This window comes from Cruoricaptor ignavus (assembly GCF_014961145.1).
Lineage (GTDB): Bacteria > Bacteroidota > Bacteroidia > Flavobacteriales > Weeksellaceae > Cruoricaptor > Cruoricaptor ignavus.
Genome location: NZ_CP063145.1, coordinates 1941701 through 1961129, shown reverse-complemented (window position 1 = coordinate 1961129; position 19429 = coordinate 1941701). Strand labels below are relative to the sequence as shown.

The 19429-nt window shown below is 37.2% G+C and carries 26 protein-coding genes and 1 pseudogene; 15 read left to right on the top strand and 12 right to left on the bottom strand.

Annotation, left to right across the window (positions count from 1 at the left end; genetic code table 11):
• Positions 1–23 precede the first annotated feature (23 nt).
• Together IMZ16_RS09510 and IMZ16_RS09505 are read right to left on the bottom strand one after the other, a co-directional pair.
• Positions 24–233, bottom strand: coding sequence for an addiction module toxin RelE (locus tag IMZ16_RS09510; protein WP_193439840.1), 210 nt, complete (start codon positions 231–233; stop codon positions 24–26).
• Positions 234–268: 35 nt separating this feature from the next.
• Entirely contained in the window at positions 269–691 is a 423-nt protein-coding gene (locus IMZ16_RS09505; RefSeq protein ID WP_193439839.1) for a single-stranded DNA-binding protein, read from the bottom strand.
• Between the two features lie 536 nt (positions 692–1227).
• Here IMZ16_RS09505 and IMZ16_RS09500 point away from each other — a divergent pair.
• From IMZ16_RS09500 to IMZ16_RS09445, 11 genes and pseudogenes are all read left to right on the top strand, one after another.
• Complete coding sequence (locus IMZ16_RS09500) at positions 1228–1617, top strand: helix-turn-helix domain-containing protein (RefSeq protein WP_227411511.1); 390 nt, start codon at positions 1228–1230, stop codon at positions 1615–1617.
• 9 nt (positions 1618–1626) lie between these two features.
• Positions 1627–2883: a type II toxin-antitoxin system HipA family toxin gene (locus tag IMZ16_RS09495; protein WP_193439838.1), complete on the top strand. Its 1257-nt coding sequence runs from the start codon at positions 1627–1629 to the stop codon at positions 2881–2883.
• A gap of 4 nt (positions 2884–2887) precedes the next feature.
• Entirely contained in the window at positions 2888–3127 is a 240-nt protein-coding gene (locus IMZ16_RS09490) for a hypothetical protein (protein WP_193439837.1), read from the top strand.
• 38 nt (positions 3128–3165) lie between these two features.
• Positions 3166–4226, top strand: a pseudogene (locus tag IMZ16_RS09480) (IS3 family transposase); the annotation flags it as partial.
• Positions 4227–4527: 301 nt separating this feature from the next.
• Complete coding sequence (locus IMZ16_RS09475) at positions 4528–5040, top strand: hypothetical protein (protein WP_193439834.1); 513 nt, start codon at positions 4528–4530, stop codon at positions 5038–5040.
• 54 nt (positions 5041–5094) lie between these two features.
• Positions 5095–5364, top strand: a complete 270-nt coding sequence (locus tag IMZ16_RS09470) for a transposase (protein WP_193439832.1) — start codon at positions 5095–5097, stop codon at positions 5362–5364.
• Between the two features lie 13 nt (positions 5365–5377).
• Entirely contained in the window at positions 5378–6223 is an 846-nt protein-coding gene (locus IMZ16_RS09465; RefSeq protein WP_262891542.1) for an IS3 family transposase, read from the top strand.
• Between the two features lie 35 nt (positions 6224–6258).
• Positions 6259–7305: a hypothetical protein gene (locus tag IMZ16_RS09460; protein ID WP_193439833.1), complete on the top strand. Its 1047-nt coding sequence runs from the start codon at positions 6259–6261 to the stop codon at positions 7303–7305.
• 65 nt (positions 7306–7370) lie between these two features.
• The gene (locus IMZ16_RS09455; RefSeq protein WP_193439832.1) at positions 7371–7640 is read left to right on the top strand and encodes a transposase; all 270 of its coding nucleotides are present in this window, start codon (positions 7371–7373) and stop codon (positions 7638–7640) included.
• A gap of 31 nt (positions 7641–7671) precedes the next feature.
• Positions 7672–8289, top strand: a complete 618-nt coding sequence (locus tag IMZ16_RS09450) for an IS3 family transposase (protein ID WP_193439831.1) — start codon at positions 7672–7674, stop codon at positions 8287–8289.
• On the top strand, positions 8273–8500 hold the full coding sequence (locus IMZ16_RS09445; protein ID WP_193439830.1) for an integrase core domain-containing protein: 228 nt from the start codon (positions 8273–8275) through the stop codon (positions 8498–8500). Before IMZ16_RS09450 ends, IMZ16_RS09445 begins: the two co-directional genes overlap by 17 nt.
• Before the next feature lie 195 nt (positions 8501–8695).
• Here the strand turns inward: IMZ16_RS09445 and IMZ16_RS09440 are convergent, their stop codons facing one another.
• From IMZ16_RS09440 to IMZ16_RS09420, 5 genes are all read right to left on the bottom strand, one after another.
• On the bottom strand, positions 8696–9385 hold the full coding sequence (locus tag IMZ16_RS09440) for a toprim domain-containing protein (protein ID WP_227411510.1): 690 nt from the start codon (positions 9383–9385) through the stop codon (positions 8696–8698).
• A 572-nt stretch (positions 9386–9957) separates the two neighbouring features.
• The gene (locus IMZ16_RS09435; RefSeq protein WP_193439828.1) at positions 9958–11055 is read right to left on the bottom strand and encodes a hypothetical protein; all 1098 of its coding nucleotides are present in this window, start codon (positions 11053–11055) and stop codon (positions 9958–9960) included.
• 38 nt (positions 11056–11093) lie between these two features.
• Entirely contained in the window at positions 11094–11828 is a 735-nt protein-coding gene (locus tag IMZ16_RS09430) for a helix-turn-helix domain-containing protein (protein ID WP_193439827.1), read from the bottom strand.
• A 3-nt stretch (positions 11829–11831) separates the two neighbouring features.
• A complete protein-coding gene (locus IMZ16_RS09425) occupies positions 11832–12086 on the bottom strand; it encodes a DUF3853 family protein (protein ID WP_193439826.1) in 255 nt (84 codons plus the stop codon).
• Positions 12083–12367 (bottom strand): DUF3853 family protein, encoded by a 285-nt coding sequence (locus IMZ16_RS09420; protein WP_073179589.1) that lies wholly within the window; start codon positions 12365–12367, stop codon positions 12083–12085. Before IMZ16_RS09420 ends, IMZ16_RS09425 begins: the two co-directional genes overlap by 4 nt.
• A 217-nt stretch (positions 12368–12584) precedes the next feature.
• On the opposite strand from IMZ16_RS09420, the gene IMZ16_RS09415 reads away from it, so the two are divergent.
• A complete protein-coding gene (locus IMZ16_RS09415) occupies positions 12585–13031 on the top strand; it encodes a hypothetical protein (protein WP_193439825.1) in 447 nt (148 codons plus the stop codon).
• A 78-nt stretch (positions 13032–13109) separates the two neighbouring features.
• Entirely contained in the window at positions 13110–13400 is a 291-nt protein-coding gene (locus IMZ16_RS09410) for a helix-turn-helix transcriptional regulator (protein WP_227411509.1), read from the top strand.
• A 39-nt stretch (positions 13401–13439) separates the two neighbouring features.
• On the opposite strand, the gene IMZ16_RS09405 is transcribed toward IMZ16_RS09410, so the two are convergent.
• A complete protein-coding gene (locus IMZ16_RS09405; protein ID WP_193439824.1) occupies positions 13440–14654 on the bottom strand; it encodes a site-specific integrase in 1215 nt (404 codons plus the stop codon).
• A gap of 297 nt (positions 14655–14951) precedes the next feature.
• On the opposite strand from IMZ16_RS09405, the gene IMZ16_RS09400 reads away from it, so the two are divergent.
• Complete coding sequence (locus tag IMZ16_RS09400; RefSeq protein ID WP_193439823.1) at positions 14952–16199, top strand: tyrosine-type recombinase/integrase; 1248 nt, start codon at positions 14952–14954, stop codon at positions 16197–16199.
• Between the two features lie 77 nt (positions 16200–16276).
• Here IMZ16_RS09400 and IMZ16_RS10395 read toward each other — a convergent pair whose 3' ends face one another.
• The 4 genes from IMZ16_RS10395 to IMZ16_RS09380 all read right to left on the bottom strand — a co-directional run bounded on the left by IMZ16_RS10395 (position 16277) and on the right by IMZ16_RS09380 (position 18356).
• Positions 16277–16723, bottom strand: a complete 447-nt coding sequence (locus IMZ16_RS10395; RefSeq protein WP_227411508.1) for a hypothetical protein — start codon at positions 16721–16723, stop codon at positions 16277–16279.
• A gap of 40 nt (positions 16724–16763) precedes the next feature.
• A complete protein-coding gene (locus IMZ16_RS09390) occupies positions 16764–17114 on the bottom strand; it encodes a hypothetical protein (protein ID WP_193439822.1) in 351 nt (116 codons plus the stop codon).
• Positions 17115–17266: 152 nt separating this feature from the next.
• Positions 17267–17497, bottom strand: a complete 231-nt coding sequence (locus IMZ16_RS09385; RefSeq protein ID WP_227411507.1) for a helix-turn-helix transcriptional regulator — start codon at positions 17495–17497, stop codon at positions 17267–17269.
• 28 nt (positions 17498–17525) lie between these two features.
• Positions 17526–18356 (bottom strand): site-specific integrase, encoded by an 831-nt coding sequence (locus tag IMZ16_RS09380; RefSeq protein ID WP_193439820.1) that lies wholly within the window; start codon positions 18354–18356, stop codon positions 17526–17528.
• Positions 18357–18733: 377 nt separating this feature from the next.
• Between IMZ16_RS09380 and IMZ16_RS09375 the strand changes: the two genes are divergently transcribed.
• Positions 18734–19414 (top strand): type 1 glutamine amidotransferase domain-containing protein, encoded by a 681-nt coding sequence (locus IMZ16_RS09375; RefSeq protein ID WP_193439819.1) that lies wholly within the window; start codon positions 18734–18736, stop codon positions 19412–19414.
• Positions 19415–19429: the final 15 nt, after the last annotated feature.

Here is a 19429-nt window from a genome sequence, read left to right as displayed (position 1 = left end):
TTGTGGTGCCAATGGTTGGCAGATTATGAGTATGCGTTGATATAAGTTCCGTTGGCTTTGAGAGGTTCTGCTCCCTCTGTCATTCGGACTTCTGATTTGAAAGTTTTAGATATTTGCCGTGCATAGCGGACTGCTGTTTCCCTGTCGCAATGGATTTTATAATAAACCTCGATGTTTTCCCATTCTCTTTTGTCGTGCCTGTATCTTATTTGGAAATTAAACTGCTTTTTCATAGATTTAATAATTAATGATGAATGATAATTGGCACTTAAAATAGCAGGTCGTCTTCCGAGTCGTCTGAAAACGGATTGGTATTCTCTGTTTGTGCTGAAGCGTGCTGTATTTGCTCGAATTGTGCTTCAGCATTTCTGTCGTTTTGTTTTCCTCCCCCGTGAAGTTTTATTCTTGAAGTATGAAAGTTCAGTCCTGATTTTATTTCTCCATCTCTGCCTATCCAAGCCGATGGACTTATTCTACCTGTCAATTCTACCAATGTGCCTTTGGTAAGAATTTTGGCAACATTGGGACTTATCCAGTAAGAGCAGTTGTAAAAAGTGGTTTGCTCCTTTCTTTCGCCAGCTTTGGTTTTGTAGTAGTCGTTAATGGCTACTGAAAAGTTTACAACCTGTCTCTGGTCTTTCAGCGTGTTGATTTGTGCATTTTTGGTAATTCTACCTACGATTGTGTTCATAATTTTAAATATTTAAGTGTTGATTTTGTTTTTCGTTGCTCGTTTTTCGTTTTATCGTTTTGTGATGATGATTAAAAAACCAAGTGATATGATTTGGTATCGAGGACACTCGGCTTTCTTTTTTTTAATTGGATGGAAAAACATTATTATTCTCTGTGTTTTTCTGTTTTTCCGTTGATTTCAAAGAACTCCTTCTATTGATTTGATTCGTATAACTGAGGTTCCGGCTTTTTCTTTGCCAATGACGATAGGACAGGATAAAACACATCAAACCCGATTCGGTTCTGCTTCTCTGTAAAGCAAAAATCCCGAATCGGGCTTGAAATCTTTTTGTCCAGAGGATTTAGGAGTGTCTGGAAAAATTATTGGAACTCGTGGAAAGAATTTTTGTAGAAACCCAAAAAGATTTTTTGGTGTGGATGATGCCGTCCTACATTTGCAAATGACAAAAGCTAAAACCTCAGTCCGAAACTACATTCAATGGTAGGTAGATGTTCTTTGTCAACGGGAAAACAAATAAAAATCAATTGAAATAAATGAGTTTTTTAAATACAGTATCATTTAAAATCCTTATCAAAAAAAATAATTTGATTGTTATTATAAACATTTTTAGTAATTTTGTGTATAATATAAGACAAATGAAAGTCAAGAAACAAATTATACTGCCCAAATATGAATCCACCTTACAGCAGATGGGTGAGAATTTTAAACTTGCCCGGAAAAGGAGAAATCTTTCAACGATACAAGTCGCCGAGCGGGCCGGAATTTCCAGGTCAACACTTTACCTTATTGAAAAGGGAGATGCAAAGGTTTCTATGGGGGCATATTTCAATGTGTTAAGAGTATTAGGATTGCAGGATGATTTTCTGAAATTAGCATCAGATGATGAACTCGGACGCAGATTGCAGGATTTAGAACTTTTATAATCACAAAGAATGGCAACAACCACAAAAACAGATATTTTCGTGTTTGCCGATTGGATGGGTATTAAAGAACCTACGCTTATCGGAGTCCTTACAGCACAATTTGCAAAAGGGAGAAAATCCTTTAGTTTCGGGTATGATAAACAATGGTTATTATCTCCTCATAAATTTTTATTAGATCCGGATATTCAGTTATTTTCAGGGAAACAGTTTCCTAATGGAAAAGAAAATTTTGGTGTTTTTTTAGACAGTATGCCAGATACCTGGGGCAGAACTTTGATGAAGCGGAGAGCTTTACAAATTGCTAAAGAACTCGATGAAACTCCTAAAATTTTATACGATATTGATTATCTATTAGGTGTTTATGATGAAACCAGAATTGGAGCGCTTCGTTTCAAAACTGATTTAAACGGAGATTTTTTGGATAATAATCAAGATTATCCAACTCCGCCCTGGACATCTGTTAGAGAATTGCAATATGCCGTATCTCAATTGGAAAACGAAGACGAAAAGCACATTAAACAATGGTTGGAAATTCTCATTGCTCCGGGTTCTTCCCTCGGCGGTGCAAGACCAAAAGCTAATATCTTGGATGAAAAGAACGAACTTTGGATTGCAAAATTTCCTTCAAAAAATGACACCATCAACAAAGGTGCTTGGGAATTTTTGGCTTATCGGTTGGCCCTGGATTGCGGTATTGAAATGTCTGAAAGCAAAATAGAGAAAATAAACCACCCTCATCATACTTTTTTTACCAAAAGATTTGACAGAAAAGGAAGGCAAAGAATCCACTTTTCTTCTGCAATGACGATGACAGGAAATAATGAAGAAAAATTGAAAGAACACACAGCGAGTTATCTTGATATTGCAGAGTTTCTCATGAACAACGGTACAGATATAGACAACAACCTCAAACAACTCTGGCGAAGAATTGTCTTTAATATTGCCATTTCCAACACCGATGATCATTTGAGAAACCACGGATTTATCCTAACTGAAAACGGCTGGATATTGTCTCCGGCTTACGACCTTAACCCTTCTGTTGATAAAAATGGCTTATCACTCAACATCAACTATGATGAAAATGACCTAGATATAGAATTAGCCAAAAGCGTTGGAGAATACTTCGGATTAAATATTACAGACATGAATCAAACCATTGATGAAGTTTTCGGTTCCGTAAAAAACTGGAGAAATGTCGCTACAGAAATAGGTATTTCAAGAGGCGAACAGGAATTGATGGCAAAAGCATTTGAAAAAAAATATTAAAAAAATGGAAATAAGTAGTATTATAGGAATTTTAACACCAATTATAGTCGGGATTATGACTATTGCCTATCCTATTATTTTAAAAGAGACATCTGATATTGGGGACAGGTATAAATCCGAATACATAACTCAAGTGTTTGAAAAAGAATTTTTTAATAAACCAATAAAGTGCCTTAATAAAAAAATAACATTATTTCAATGTGGTCTTTATGTTGTAAGCTCCCCCGAAAACAGTACGGTTTAAAAGTATAAAATTATTAACTTTAAATCGTAATCAAGACAATGAAAAAGAGCACATTCAGTCCTGCAAAGATTGCAGGTATTTTAAAGGAGTTTTCCGGAGGCCGCAGTGCCGAGGAGTTGGCAAGGGAAAACGGCATCAGCACAGCCACTTTGTACAAGTGGCGCCAGAAATACAACGGGATGGAGGCCAGTGAGCTTAAGCGGGTGAAAGAGCTTGAAGAAGAGAATGCCCGCCTCAAGCGCATGTACGCCAATCTGGCAATGGAACTTGACGTAGCTAAATACATTATCGAAAAAAAGCTCTAAAGCCTTGTCGGAAACGGGAGATTGTCATGGAGATCCATAAGCTCCGTCCGAAGGATTCCGGCAAGGCTTTACGCGTGCTAAAATTAAGCAGAAGCAGTTTTCATTACCGCTCGCTGAGAGATGATTCTACGGTGATGATGAAGCTTGAACAGCTTACACAGAGCCATCCCAGGGAAGGTTTCTGGAAGTACTATTACCGCCTGCGCAACCGGGGTGAAAAAATCAATCATAAGCGGCTGCACCGAATTTATAAGGAAATGAAGCTTCCCTTGCGTCGAAAGGTAAAGAAGCGTCTTCCTGCCAGAGTAAAAACGCCGTTGGAGGTGCCGGAAACATTCACTCATACCTGGAGCATCGATTTCATGAGCGATGTTCTCTCCAACGGAAGAAAGTTCCGCAGTTTTAATGTGATTGATGATTACAACCGGGAAATCCTCCACATTGAGGCAGATTACAGCTTGAAAAGTTCGCGGGTGATCTGGATACTGAACCATCTGGTGAACCGCTATGGAAAGCCTGAGAAAATCCGCATGGATAATGGTCCTGAGTTTATAGCGAATATTGCTGAAGTGTGGAGCCGGGTAAATGAGATTGGTTTTGCATACATTCAACCAGGTAAACCCACACAGAATGCCTATATCGAACGTTTTAATAAAACCTACCGCGATCAGATACTCAATGCCTATATATTTGAAACCCTGGATGAAGTAAGAAGCGTTACCGAGGAATGGGTAAAGGATTACAACTACGAAAGGCCGCATGATTCATTGGGTGGTTTATCACCTGTGATGTGGAAAAATGGACAGCAATCCCAGGCTAAGGTCAGCGCTTTTCCTGACCGCTTTTCCACATCCGACAACAACAGCAGTAAAATATCAAGAAAAAATTCTACTTTTGAAGTGTACTGAAAATGGGGAGCTTACAAGCACTTAATTAAAAAATTTAAGAATTCAAAGTCTACAGAGGCCAAACAAATCATATTAAAATCGATTAATGATATTGCAATATCTGCAATTGACAAACAAGATATTAGGATTGAAGAGGACTTGTTAAAATTTTATATGGAATATTGCATACTATTTAGAAAAGAGTATAATGAAAGACAAAATTAAAAAAGGTTTAGAATATCCTTTTGATTATTACGATATAATTAGCAGGATAGTTAGAGAATGTACTGATAATACTAAAAACAAATTATCGAATCTACAGAACAGTGCGGTAAATGGAAGTCTTCTCATTCCCAATGATTTTCAAAAAATAAAAATTTCTGAAAAAACATATGAGAGACTTTGGTACAATGTAACTTTAATAAGGAATAATCCCAAATTTATCGAATTATTTTGGGCACATTCGCATCAATATTTTTGGACAGAATTAGAAGATATTTTTCCTATTCATAAGATTGATGAGCATCATAATTTTTTTATAGAAAACAATGAAATTGTCGAAAACAGAAAAAACGAAAGAAAAAGATTTTTAGAATTTCATTATGCTTTAGGGGGGCTATTATTATATAGTGAAAATTATGAAGCTTTAAGATATATTTTCAACCATACAAATCAGCAACCACCAAAATATGAATTATTACCATATATAATGTACCCCTAAACTCAGACCACGAGTTAAGTTTAAAAAAAAGAATTAATTTTAACTCGTAAAAAGATGAAAAAACAAAGACGAAAATTTACTCCAAGCTTCAAGGCACAGGTTGCCCTCGAAGCACTGAAAGAAAGGCAAACGTTGGCAGAATTAGCCTCCCGGTTCGAAGTCCATCCCCAGCAAATCCAAAACTGGAAGAAGGAATTTTTAAGCAAGTCCGAGCAGGTTTTTGCTTTAGAAAAGAAAAAAGAACACTCCGCCGGGAAAGAGGAAAAGCTCTATCAGAAAATCGGGCAGCTGCAGATAGAAATCGATTTTCTAAAAAAAACTTAGGGATGCTCGAGGAATAAAGGAAAGACAGGAAATGATAGACAGGAAGCACCGGCTGAGCATCCGCAAACAGTGCGATTTACTATGCATCAACAGGAGTAATTTGTATTATAGTCCGCAAAGAGAACGCGATGCAAATTTAATATTGATGACGGAAATCGATAAAATCCACCTGAAATATCCCAGTTTTGGCATCCGAAGGATCACCCGGGAACTCAAGGAAATGGGCTTTAGCGTGAACCGGAAGAGGGTTCGCCGCCTGATGCAGGTGATGGGCATCGCCACCATTTACCCTAAAAGAAATTTGAGTAAATTGGGCAAGACAAGCTATATTCGACCGTATCTTTTGAGGGGTTTAAAAATAGAAAGACCCAACCAGGTTTGGCAGATAGACATCAGCTACATCCCGATGAAAAGGGGCTTTATGTACCTTACGGCGATTATCGATGTGTATAGCCGCTATATTGTGGGCTGGCAACTTTCCAACACTTTGGAGATGGAAACCCAGACTTCGGCGATGAATGAGGCGATAAAGAAATATGGCAAGCCTGAAATCGTTAACTCCGACCAAGGGAGCCAGTATACTTCATCAAACTGGCTAGATTGCATGGAAGGACATGGCATAAAAATCAGCATGGACGGAAAAGGTAGAGCTACGGACAATATTTATATTGAACGCTTTTTTAGAACGATAAAATATGATTACATTTACTTGTATGCAATAGAATCAGCATGGGAATTGAGAGATGGTATTAGAGATTTTATTGATGAATATAACCAAAGAAGACACCAAGGAATTAATCATCAAAAACCAAAAGATTTGTTTATTTTTGAACCAACCAACAAACTTAAATCTGCTTAACCGTGGTCGAAATTTGGGGGACAGGATAATATACTATGAATGATATTTTTTATTGGTTTGAGTGGTTTTATAATGAGAATAATCATTTAGGAAATTTTATTGGATTTAATAAATATCCTTTTCAAAATTTAAATAATTTAGGAGTTCGAGATGGAGTCACTTTTTCTATATGTAAGTATATATGTATTTTATTTATAAGACAATTTAGTATTGCAAAAACGCTTTATTATAATAACGCTACAGATCAACCTCAATTACCAAATGACCTTTTAAAATTATATGATTGGGAGAAATGCATAGGATATTTTAAATTTTGTTTAAATGAAGTTTTAAAAGAAAAGAATACCTTAATACAGCTTGATCTTTATGATACATACACCAATAAATTTGAGGAAATTGATAAGTTTATTAGTGGGTTAGAAGCAAATATTAACAGTAATATTAAAAGCAAAAAAACTACTGCAGACTTATCACAAGTTAAAATTAAAGAATTTAAAAATTCCTCAAAAGAAATTTTAGAACAAGGGTTTGAACAATTTGAAAAAATCAGCAACAAAGATGATTTCCCAGAAACTGAAAAAGATATTAAATCATATTTAAGAGGATCGACTACACTACTTAGAAAATCTGCCTTTACAGATGGAGATATATCACATATGAATTATGATAGTATTTTGGCTAGCTCATTGGTTTCTTACCATTTGAACAAATATATTCCTAACTCATTTTTAATGGCAAGAACAGAACAATATCTAATCAGTAATAACAGTCTTTTAGATGCACTTGATAAAATATTGAGCAACAAAAATAATATTAAAATAATTGCTTTTAACTTGGAATATGAATCTAAAGGAATATTACAGAATAGTGATCATAAAGATAACATTATTTATCTACCTTCAACCGATCTAAGAAATGTTTTATATATCATAAAAGAAGAAGATTTGCCTAAATTTAAATTCACTGAACCTCAAGATAATGAAATTAAAGAATTAAAACTGGAAAAGATTAGTAGTGAGTACAAGATTTACTTTTCAGTAAGAGACATCAATAAATCAGAATCTGAAAATTTAAAACTATAATGTACCCCTAAACTCAGACCACGAGTTAAGTTTAAAAAAAAGAATTAATTTTAACTCGTAAAAAGATGAAAAAACAAAGACGAAAATTTACTCCAAGCTTCAAGGCACAGGTTGCCCTCGAAGCACTGAAAGAAAGGCAAACGTTGGCAGAATTAGCCTCCCGGTTCGAAGTCCATCCCCAGCAAATCCAAAACTGGAAGAAGGAATTTTTAAGCAAGTCCGAGCAGGTTTTTGCTTTAGAAAAGAAAAAAGAACACTCCGCCGGGAAAGAGGAAAAGCTCTATCAGAAAATCGGGCAGCTGCAGATAGAAATCGATTTTCTAAAAAAAACTTAGGGATGCTCGAGGAATAAAGGAAAGACAGGAAATGATAGACAGGAAGCACCGGCTGAGCATCCGCAAACAGTGCGATTTACTATGCATCAACAGGAGTAATTTGTATTATAGTCCGCAAAGAGAACGCGATGCAAATTTAATATTGATGACGGAAATCGATAAAATCCACCTGAAATATCCCAGTTTTGGCATCCGAAGGATCACCCGGGAACTCAAGGAAATGGGCTTTAGCGTGAACCGGAAGAGGGTTCGCCGCCTGATGCAGGTGATGGGCATCGCCACCATTTACCCTAAAAGAAATTTGAGTAAATTGGGCAAGACAAGCTATATTCGACCGTATCTTTTGAGGGGTTTAAAAATAGAAAGACCCAACCAGGTTTGGCAGATAGACATCAGCTACATCCCGATGAAAAGGGGCTTTATGTACCTTACGGCGATTATCGATGTGTATAGCCGCTATATTGTGGGCTGGCAACTTTCCAACACTTTGGAGATGGAAACCCAGACTTCGGCGATGAATGAGGCGATAAAGAAATATGGCAAGCCTGAAATCGTTAACTCCGACCAAGGGAGCCAGTATACTTCATCAAACTGGCTAGATTGCATGGAAGGACATGGCATAAAAATCAGCGATGGACGGAAAAGGTAGAGCTACGGACAATATTTATATTGAACGCTTTTTTAGAACGATAAAATATGATTACATTTACTTGTATGCAATAGAATCAGCATGGGAATTGAGAGATGGTATTAGAGATTTTATTGATGAATATAACCAAAGAAGACACCAAGGAATTAATCATCAAAAACCAAAAGATTTGTTTATTTTTGAACCAACCAACAAACTTAAATCTGCTTAACCGTGGTCGAAATTTGGGGGACAGGATAAACAAAAATATTGTAATGTCAGCAATTTAGAGGAATTGGAGGTTATAGTTACTTTAGCTTTTTTCTTAGAAATTCGTTATAAATCTAATAGAAAAGTAATTCAACTAAAAATAAATTCAATCTTCGAAGAGCAAGGTTCTGTTAACGAAACTAATGAAATCAAACCTTTATAAAATTTTTTTTGAGATAAACCACTCATTCAAATCCTTAAAATCATGATATACCAAAGAACAATCTTCCACATCTGAGTAAAGGTTTTTGATTTTTGTTTTTAGAGAAATTCCATTGTTGTCGTTGTCCAAAAACAGTAAGATCTTATCATATCCCCTCAAAATTTCTTCGGCTTTGAAAAACATCGCCGTAGAATTTAAAATCAAATAATCACAACTCGGTGTATTGTCTTGTTCTAAATTTCGGAAGGTTAAATAATCAAAGAAACCTTCAAAAAGGGCTATTTCTTTGTATTCCGTTTCCGTTTGAATAAAGGAAATATCCTTTTTCCCAAGACAAATTTTTGAATAAGCATTCCTGATTTCAAAGCCTTTGGAATTATTTTGAAAACCAATTCCAAAACCTTGTTTTCCGCCAAGTTGGTAATGGACTTCTTTTACTAAATCTTTTTGTTCAAGGACTTTGCGGGATTTCAGATAATCCAACAATGCCGGATGTTTAACTTCCTGAACGTTGAGAATTTGATAATTTTCCGGTTTGGGAGTGAGTGTTTTTGGAGTAAAATTCTGGTTGAGAACCACAAATTGAGACAGGTATTTCAAAGCGTCCGAAACAGAACATTTTTTTAACTGCTGAACGATGGAAATTACATCATAGCTCTTGCCGGTTCCGAAGTCGAATGCCATATTCTTCTCAAAATCTACACAAAGGCTGGGTTTTTCTTCTTCGCGATCCAGGGCGAAATAAAATGCCGTCTTTGAATGTTCTTTCGCCGGAAATTTTCCAAAGGACTCCAAAACCGTACGGATGTCGACTTTTTCCTTGATGGTTTTACAATTCATTTTTTTGTTTTTAGAGCAATTGAGTTTTCCACATTTTCCTTTTAAATAAAAAAAGCTTTTTTATTACTTTTATAATACTTTTAATGATTCTCGTTATCGCCTTTCAGCAAGGCGATAGAGCCACTTTTGGCAGGAGTGCAATTCCGAAAATCACAGGAGTGCAATTCCGAAAAATCAAGAGTGCAATTCCGAAAAAAGGCTGTTTTTCGCAGGAGTGCAATTCCGAATTGATTTTTTAATTTTGGCCTAATTTCCGATTTTATCCACAATTTCATGGGGTTATCCACAGGTTTTTTCGGTTCTTCAATCGGGACACGAGTGCAATTCCGAAAAGAGGTCGGTAAAAATTTTGATTTTAACATTTCCTTAAGTTTTAAGAGTGCAATTCCGAAAAGCGCAGGAGTGCAATTCCGAATTCATACAATAACGGGATACCCGTTCGGTAATAGTTGTCCCAATTTGGTTTCACCATAAATTTCAATAATGAAGCCTTGAATCTGGTGCAAGAACGCTTTTCCCTGCCACTCAGTTGACTTGATATTGTTGTGCCGGCTGACCCTGACAAATCGTTTAAAAGCTTTCTCTATAAGCTCCCTGGTTTGTGCAATGTTTTGGTATTGATAGGAAAACCGCTGCATTTCCTCTGTTTTTAGTCCATAGCGCTTACGGAAGTAAAGCAGCCTTCTGTTGACAGACTTTTTATCCTGCGAAATTTCAATGCTCTTTTCGGCCATAGGGTTTGGATTGGCAAAAGGAATTATCGTAATGAAATCGCCTTTATAATGGTAAAGAAACGTGCGGTCGTTGTATTGGTTAAACTTGAGCTTTGCGGGTTTTAAAAATTTGGAGCAGAAGTCGTTCGCGGTTCTATAGTTTAATCCAAATTTTTTATTTAAAGTGGAAAGTCTTAGCCGGACGCCTTCCTTGGGAAGTTTCGTTAACCATATCGCCAGAAGGATGTGCTTATTATTCCGGATATGGTACACCAGATTATACAGAACATAGTTATATTCAGGAATGACCAAGAGCTTTTTGAGCCAGTAGCTGCTTATGAGAAAGCGGGTGTGTCCCCTCTGGTCGTAGGCGGGCGTGGAGATCAGCCCCCCGAAAGTTTTGATTTCTTTACCCTGCCGGTTTGTAGATTTGTACCAGCCCATCTTAAACCTGGCGAGGAATTCATAAGCCTCTACCACCTGTTTAGTGGAACCGCTAGGAGATATTTTATAGTTCGGGATTTTAAGGGATACAAAAATATTGTTTTCGGTTTCAAATTCATCCTCAAACAATGAAAGCTGCTTAGGCCTGTCCTGCGGGCGGAATTGTTCGCTGCCGATTATAGAAACGATATTGAATATAACCCGTAAGGCATTGATGGGAATATCCGCCGCTTCCGCCCCTTCAAAAAGGAAATCATCTGCAAAAGAATTGCCCAACCGAATTTTTTCTGGCTCGGTCGTTTTGGGCGATTCAAATTGCTTTCGGATGATTTTTGAATCCTTCTCTGGCACGGTCATTCTGCTATCTCGATATAGAATAATGTCTATTATAATTTCTAATTACGGCCTAATTCCTCGGGGACTTTGATGTTGGGGATTGGTAGAATTGCATTTAATTCTTGATTTGAATTCTCCCTCATATACGGCAATAGCTGTTTTAAGGCTAGCCTCCAATTGGTAATGGGACGATTGGAGTTGTTCTTCCACCCATTGCCTTTCCAGAAGCTATACTTTTGGATTAGTTCAGAGTGAAGCGGTGGCACGAAGGCGTCCAGGGTCTGGGCATATTCTAAAAACTCATCCAAAGTGGGAATGCGGGATTGGTGCCCAATATTTGGCATACTGGTTTGCGGGAGTTCTCCCTCAGTTAAATTGAGATTCCTATTGCTATCCTTATCATTTCGCTTTTGTTTTTGATGGTAAGGCGTTAAAGCAGTTTCCTCTTCAGGCTTCTTATCCCTGCTATATTTCTTCCGCTCCGTCTCTTTGCGACAAACAGCCCCGGCCTCCCGGAAAGGATAATCCACAATAATCCTGTATGATCCGGAGATGCCATTTTTAGTCCCATACTCAATGAGTCCGAGTTTGTTTAATTTCTGCTTGGTGGCCTTCACGGTTTTTCTGGTTATGCCCAAAGCCCTGCCTACTGCGACATCGGAAGCCGTGATTGCATATCCGTTGGCATCTTTTGCTAACTTTAAAAGGTAGAGGTACATCGCAATGGCAGTGGCCCCGATGTTGATTTTTTCATTGAATTTCCAAAATTTATGGATGAGTTCCGAATAATACATCGCCTATGATGCTTCGTCAAAAAGCTTTAACGCCTTCTCCTTATTGGTAACGATTAAATGCTTTCTCTGAAAGATGGCACCTTTTAATATCCCTGATGATTTTATTTTTGATGCCGTGGAAACAGAACAGCCTAAAAGATCTGCCAAACCTTGCAAGCCAAAGGTATATTTACTTTCTCTTTGTATCTGGTTCGAAACATCTATAAATTCCTCTACAGTAAGCTTCCAAATCGGGGTTTTAGGGTTTATGTTTTTCATAGGTTTTTATTGAATAATTTTAATACCTTCTCTGAGTCAATGATAATCTTTCTGCCATTTTGGATGATGGCCTCATCAAACATCCCCGTGCTTTTGAGCTTGCTGGCATGGTTTTTTGAGCAGCCTAAAATTTTGGCTAAGCCGGCAAGTCCGTAGACGTAGTTTTTATTCAGAGTTTCGGAGTCTGCTTCTTCTGTTTTTGTTGAAGGAATTTTGGAGTCTAATAATTCTACAAACTCTCCAATGGTTAATTGCCATAAAGGCTTGCTTAAATCTTCCATTTTATGTTTTTTATTTTTAATGTATTCCGTTCCTCAGTATCTTAACTTTAGCTCCTATATTACAAAATAGTGTTAATTGTCTAAAAAAGATACTTTCATGTTATTTTGCATTGTAATATATTATTTTAACTATATTTGCATTGTAAAAACATTGCAAATATATAGATTTTAATCTATACAAATAAAGCTTTTAAACAAAAATAAAATCTTACATATCATGACAATCACAGAAAGGCTTCAAGCCTATATGGCGCACAAAGGCTTAAACCCAAACAGGATTACTGTGGAGGCGGGGTTATCGAACGGATTAATCGGAAGGGCGATTAAGAATAACTCCGGATTAAACTCTGACACTATAGAAAAAATACTATCTACTTACGATGATTTAAGCCCGGAGTGGTTTATTTCTGAAATTGGATCAATGCTAAAAACCAATCACCAGTCTAACCATAACGGTAACGGCAACAATGTAAACAGCAATATTAATGGGAACATCAGTGGAAATGTTACTATTTCCCATAGTGAGTTTTCCAATATGATTGACATCCAGAAAGGTTATCAGGAAATGCAGCGTGAGCTTAGTGATCGATTGAAGACCTGCCAGGATCAGCTATCAGATAGTATGAAACAAGTAGCTTCTCTAATTGAACTCATTAAAAAATAGAAAAATTTCTATAATTTATTAAAGCATATACTCGACTTTTCAATCAGAAAAATTTTTATCAAATTTCAAAATAAAACCATGCATATAGAAAATGAAATAATCATAAAAAAACTCGATCGTATAGAAAAATATATTTTCGGACTCAAAGATATTCTAAATGTGGAAGAACTTTCACACTATACAGGATTAAGAAAATCCTATATATACAAATTAGTTCATAAAAACCTTATCCCTTACTCTAAACCTAATGGAAAAGTCTTATTTTTTGAAAGAAAAAAAATAGATTTATGGCTAACAAGTAATAGTACTAAATCCACTTCAGAAATAGAGCAAGAGATGGAAGACTATTTAAGTAATAAAAGAGAATAGTAAATTATTTTACAACACGATAGAGGTATAAAGAATTAGTTACAATAAAACTTCCATCGCCTCATCAATAACCGAACTTTCAAGATCTTTAAGATAGACCTGCGTAATTGAAACATTTTGATGTCCCATTGCTTCAGAAATAATATCTGTCGAAATACCCTTCTGTTTTAGATTTGTTGCAAAGCTATGTCTTGCTACATAACTGGTAATTTTTGCATCAATTCCACACAATTCTGCTATTTTTTTCAAATCTTTATTAAATTTCTTTAAAACTTTATCTTTTCTATATTCAATTTGCATCGGAGTTAAGTTATCACTTAGTAAAATTGGGAAAATATAGCTTGTATTATTCTTATTATTTTCTTTATAAAAATCTAAAATTTTCCTCACAGGAGGAGTAATTTTAATACTAAAATTTGTTTTTGTCTTTCTTCTTTTATAGATAATTTTTTCATTTTCAATATTACTCCAAGTAAGCATCATCATATCATAAAAATTCATTCCTCTAGTAAAATAACTAAACAAAAAGTAGTTTTTCGAATTAAGCAATGTTGGATAATTTTCACAATTAAAATTTTTAATTTTTTCCATATCCTCAATTGCTAAAGCCCTCTTATTGCTAGAAGATTTTAATTTAGATATTTTATAAACATCAAAAGGATAATCATCTTTGGAAGCGATTTTTTCTTTAATAGCAGCATTAAACAAGGCTCTAATTGTCCTCATTTTCACAGAAATACCTCCATCAGTCCCGTTATTTGATCTTAAAAAAACTTCATAATTATTAAGTAGCGATGGGGTGATATATTTGAAATCAATACTTTTTTCAGATCCAAGAAATTTGAAAAAACTTCTTTTTGCATCTTTATAAGCTCTAGCATTTCCGGTTTGTTTAGATTTAACCAGCATTTCAATTTTATTCTCCCAAAATTGATTAACAGTAATTTTTTTATTCCTTTTGAAATCATAAAAAATTTCTTCAAATTCGTTTATTGACAAATCCTTCCCATCAGAAAAACTATCCAGAAATATTTTTTCACATCTATTTTTAAGTTTAAGAATAGATGCATTTTTTTGTTGATATTCAGGACAGTTTTTTCTAAATTCTGAAGTTTTATCATTCCATTGAGATTTTTCGCATGAAAATCCGGTAGAAATATATTTCCTTTTTCTATCTTTAGTAATTCGAAGAAAAATTGGATACAATCCATTTGAAAGAACTTTATCTTTAAGAACTAATTTTGATGTTGCCATAGTTCAATCTCATATCTTGGGTTACACATAGGTAACACAAATTTACGAAATAAAAGATAAAAATAGATAACATAAGAAAAAAATAAATTACACAATCGATTAAATATCAATTAATTACAAAATAAAGGAAAACAAGAGAAAATAAAAAATTACAGCCTTCTAAGCAGACGGTCATAGGTTCGAATCCTATCGCGCTCACTATTGGTAAACCCACTGCCACAAAGGGTTTGCCGATTTTTACCACCTCAACTTCGGGCATTAATTGTTGCTAATAGTAACTCTAATAGTAACTCTAAGATGCCGACAAAAAAAAGAAAACCCAGAACGGAACTCCGGAACGGATGCTCACGCACCGAAGTTTTTATTTTCCCCAAAAACTATAAATCCCTTAGGAACAAATCCGATCTTGACAAGGATTGGTTTGTGGCCTGCCGTTTTTTCGACCCGAAATTTGCAGAGCAATACCCTAAAGGCTTTCAGTTCCGGAAGCGTGTGAACGAGTTCGAAGACATCCAGGAACGGAAATACGCCGCCGAGCATTTCAAAAGGATGCTGGAAAGCCAGCTGGATGAAAAGCATTACAACCCCATTACTAAAACCTTTATGTATTCGGATTTTGCAGAATTGCGACCGGATATGGACACCAAGGCCGCTCTCCAAACCGCCCTGCAGAAAGTCAGCGGATCGGCGAGTTATGTCAAGCAGATCAAGTGGTGCGTGAACAATGTTTTAAAGGCGATGAAGGCGCTGAACTACGACATTTTGAACATTGAAGAAATCCGCCTGCACCACATTAAGAATTCCTTGGAGTTCCTCAACCTTTCAGACTATACATACAATAAGTTCCTGCAGTATTTGAAGCGGATTTTTGACGAGCTTATAGAGTACGGCTGCGCTGACCACAACCCTTGCCGTGATATCCGAAAGAAAAAATATACGCCGGAAAAACAACGGGAGATTATTTCCGATTCTCAGCTGAAGTTTATCGACCCTTACCTGAAAAAAAATTACCCTGAATTCTACCGGTATAGAATGATTTTCGGCTATTCCGCTGGCCGCTCCAGCGAGCTGATGAAGGTCAGAAAGAAAGATGTACGGCTGGAAGAACAGGAATTCTTGGTGCAAATTCAAAAAGGCAGGAAGGCGGTTTGGAAGACGAAAGTTATAACGCTGGATGCCGTGCCTTTTTGGAAGGAGATTTTAGAATTGGCGGAAAACGATGACGATTACTTGTTTTCCGTTGGATTGGTACCAGGTGAAAAAGCAATATCACCTTCCCAGATAACACGGCGTTGGAATAGGCTGGTGAAGAAATCGAGCAAAATTTTAGACGATGCTGGCAATCCGGTAAAAGTTACCGCCGACTTTTACACATTAAAGCATAAGTTTCTTGATGAGCTGGATGCGTTGGAAGACGCTGCTCCGATTATACCTTTGGCGCAGGCCGCCGCAAGCCACACCACCAACCGAACTACAGGCATCTACGCTACCGGCAGGGAACGGCGTAAAAATGATAAGCTAAAACAGCTTAAGCTGGCACAATAAAAAGGCGGCCTTGCGGCCGCCTTAAAAACAATTTCAAATCCGAAAATGAGAACGGATCACGATGCAAAATTAGCAAATTATTCATTATTCAGATATTCACGGAAATCCCTGTTCAGCTCATAGGTAAGGAAGTAGTAATAAAACATCGCCTTCGTCTGCCTGGAAAGGTGGATTTTTCGCGGATTGTCATCATCGGCAAACAGCAGGCTTATGTAAGATTTCGTCAATGCAAGCTGTTTAATAAGATCGTTCCGCTTGATACCGAATTCATCCATCTTATCCAAAATCCATTTTTCGTCAATCTGCGAAACATCCAGCGAGAAAACATCAGCGTGAATTTTTTCTGTTGGAAAAATTTCCCTCGCTCGCTCGTGAAGTTGCTTTTGGTTTAATATATAGCCGTTCAGCAGCCGGCGCTGATGAACCACCACCACATCATCCACAACATCAATATCAATTCCCATTCTTCTGTAGGCTTCGATAGATTCAGCCTGCTCTTTCATAATTTCTAATGTTTCAACCATTTTATTTTTTTTAAAAAAACAAAGGCAAAGGGGCGGGGTTTTACCCCTTTGCGATGTTAATTTCTTTTAAGTTAGTTAAATCATAAATCTTAAGTTGCTCATTATCTTTTGCAAATTCTATCGCTTCTTCAAGCTCCGAATTTTTAAAGATTCTTACAGAATCGAAGTAAAACTTTCCGTTTCCGTAATTCAACCAGCCGCCCACTATTTTTTCGTGCCGTAGTGCGTGGCTGATTACCTTCTCCAGACTTTCCTTGTCGTGTGAGTTCTGCGTTTCGAAGTAAGCTACCGAAATGCCGAATTTCACAGGTCTCAGCGTTTCAAGGTTCAGCGTAAAACCTTCGGGATTGTTTTGTGAGTGCTCCCAAACTCTCTCAATTAAATCTTCCATTTTGAAAACTTTTTTGTTAGACGATAAATTCAAAGAACCCCTTTGCTTTTGTTACCACAAAGATAAAACAAAAGTTTGTATTAAGCAAACTTTTTAAAGTTTTTTTACTTTTTTTTAAAAAAAAATTCCGCTTTTTTTTAGCGGAATCCCTTTCATATTTTTTCTTCGTCAATTTTAAGCCCTATCTGCAGCGCATCGCAAAGCGCATACAGCTGGTCGGCGTTTGGAGAAAATTTTGCCTGCTCGATCCGGATGATCGTGCTACGGCTAAAATCCGTCATCTCCGCCAGCTGCTCTTGCGTAAGGCCACGCTGAACCCTTGCACGCTGCAGGATGTCCGCCACCTTTTCACGCTTCCGCAAAATCTCTTCTGTTACCGCCATTCTGAATTTTTGCCCAAAATTATCCATTTTAAATTTCTTTGAAAAAAAACGGATGGCCAGAAATATCCAGAGCGCTTTCCAGCTTGCTTATCTTTATGTAGCTCATAAACGCCGCCTCGGTTTTGTGCCCTGTGATTTTCATTATCGAAGGCCGGTCTATCTTCGCAAGCTCGGCAAGGCTGGCGAAGGTGCGCCGTGCGGTATGGCTGGAAATCTTTACAAACTTCGGTACACTTTCCTCTATAAATTCTCCGGACTTGGTGTAATATAGGCGTACCGTGTCCGTCAGTCCGCATTCCTCGCCTATCTTTTTTAAATAATAGTTGTAGTGCTGGTAGGAGAATTTTTCACCAAAATTGTAGCCGTGCTTTTCCAGTATCTGCCGTGCCACGGTGTGAATTGGCACCACGGATTCCACATTGGTTTTTTCAGAAAAATATTGGATGAATTCCCTACCCTCCACCGTTATGATATATTTTTTCGGATTGCGGAGAAACCTTAAAAAATCGCCGATCCGCATTCCGCAAAGGCAGTGCATTACAAATATATCCCTGATTCTCTCCTTGCCCTCGGTGGAAAGTTCGCTGTGGTAAAGTTTGGAAAGGTCATCCCAGGAAAGGTAAATCTGCACCGTCGCTTCTCGCTGAATTTTAATTCCGTATCCGGATCGCCTCGTGATGCCGGCTGCGTAGGCTCGGTTTAGTATGCTTTTCATTTTTGCCAAGTTGGTGGAAACGCTATTCTTTCGCATTCCCAAATCTTTGGTAAGAAAAACTTTGTAAAATTCCGCCCAGTGCGGGGTCACTTCTCTTTTTAGGAGCGGTTTTTTCGTTTCAAAAATTTGCGCTATAATTGGCAATGTAAAATATTTTATAAGTTTGCAAAACAAGATGGCAATATAGTAGAGTCATGATGTCGGAACGGCGGCTGGCCTAGCCAGTAGGAGTGGGTTCGAGTCCCACCGCTTATTGTCATCTTATTTTTTTACAGTGCCTGCTTAAATTCTTTTGGATTAACTACTGTTCGTACTGATAAGATATTACCACTTTAGTTTTACCTTTTTTTTGTCTGGATGGATTGTGAGCTTGTTTCTAATATCCATATACTAAAATACTGCTCCCATTTTCAAAATATAAGTGCATCTTTTTTCTGTTGTGTGAAAATCTACAATTGCGGATTCAGAAGCAATAATAACAGAGGTATAATATTTGCTGAGGTCTTGGCAGATTTTATTTTATGAAAAAAATCCTAATTATCATTACCTCTCACGCTGATATGCTCAACACCAATACCAAAACTGGTGTTTGGCTGGGAGAATTTACTGAACCTTATTACAAATTCCTGGATGCCGGACACGAAGTCACACTAGCTTCTTTGGCTGGAGGTCGTCCGCCCATTGATGAAACAAGCCAGCTAACAGAAAATATTACTGGCGCTAACCGCCGCTTCAACGATGACGAGGCTGCTCAGTTAGCCTTCTGCAATACTTTAAAGCTTACCGAAATCAACGCTGCCGATTATGACGCCGTATTTTTTCCGGGAGGGCACGGCCCAATGTTCGATTTAGCTGATGATGATGCTACAGGAAAAATTATTCTGGAATTTTACAAAAATAATAAGCCGATTTCCACCGTGTGCCACGGACCTGCGGCACTAATTGCAGCAACCAAACATCAGCCTAACTTCCTGAAAGACAAGAAGATAAGCTGCTTCAGCAATGCCGAAGAAGCATTGGTTTTCAAAAAAGACAATGTGCCTTACCTGCTGGAAGACCGTATGAAAAAACTTGGCGCTGAGATTGATAATTCCGTGATTCCTTTTGCGCCACATTCCGTGCAGGATGGCAACCTGATTACCGGGCAAAATCCGCTTTCTTCAGGGAAAGTTGCAGATGCACTTTTGGAAGCGCTAAAATAATTTCAGTTAAAAACT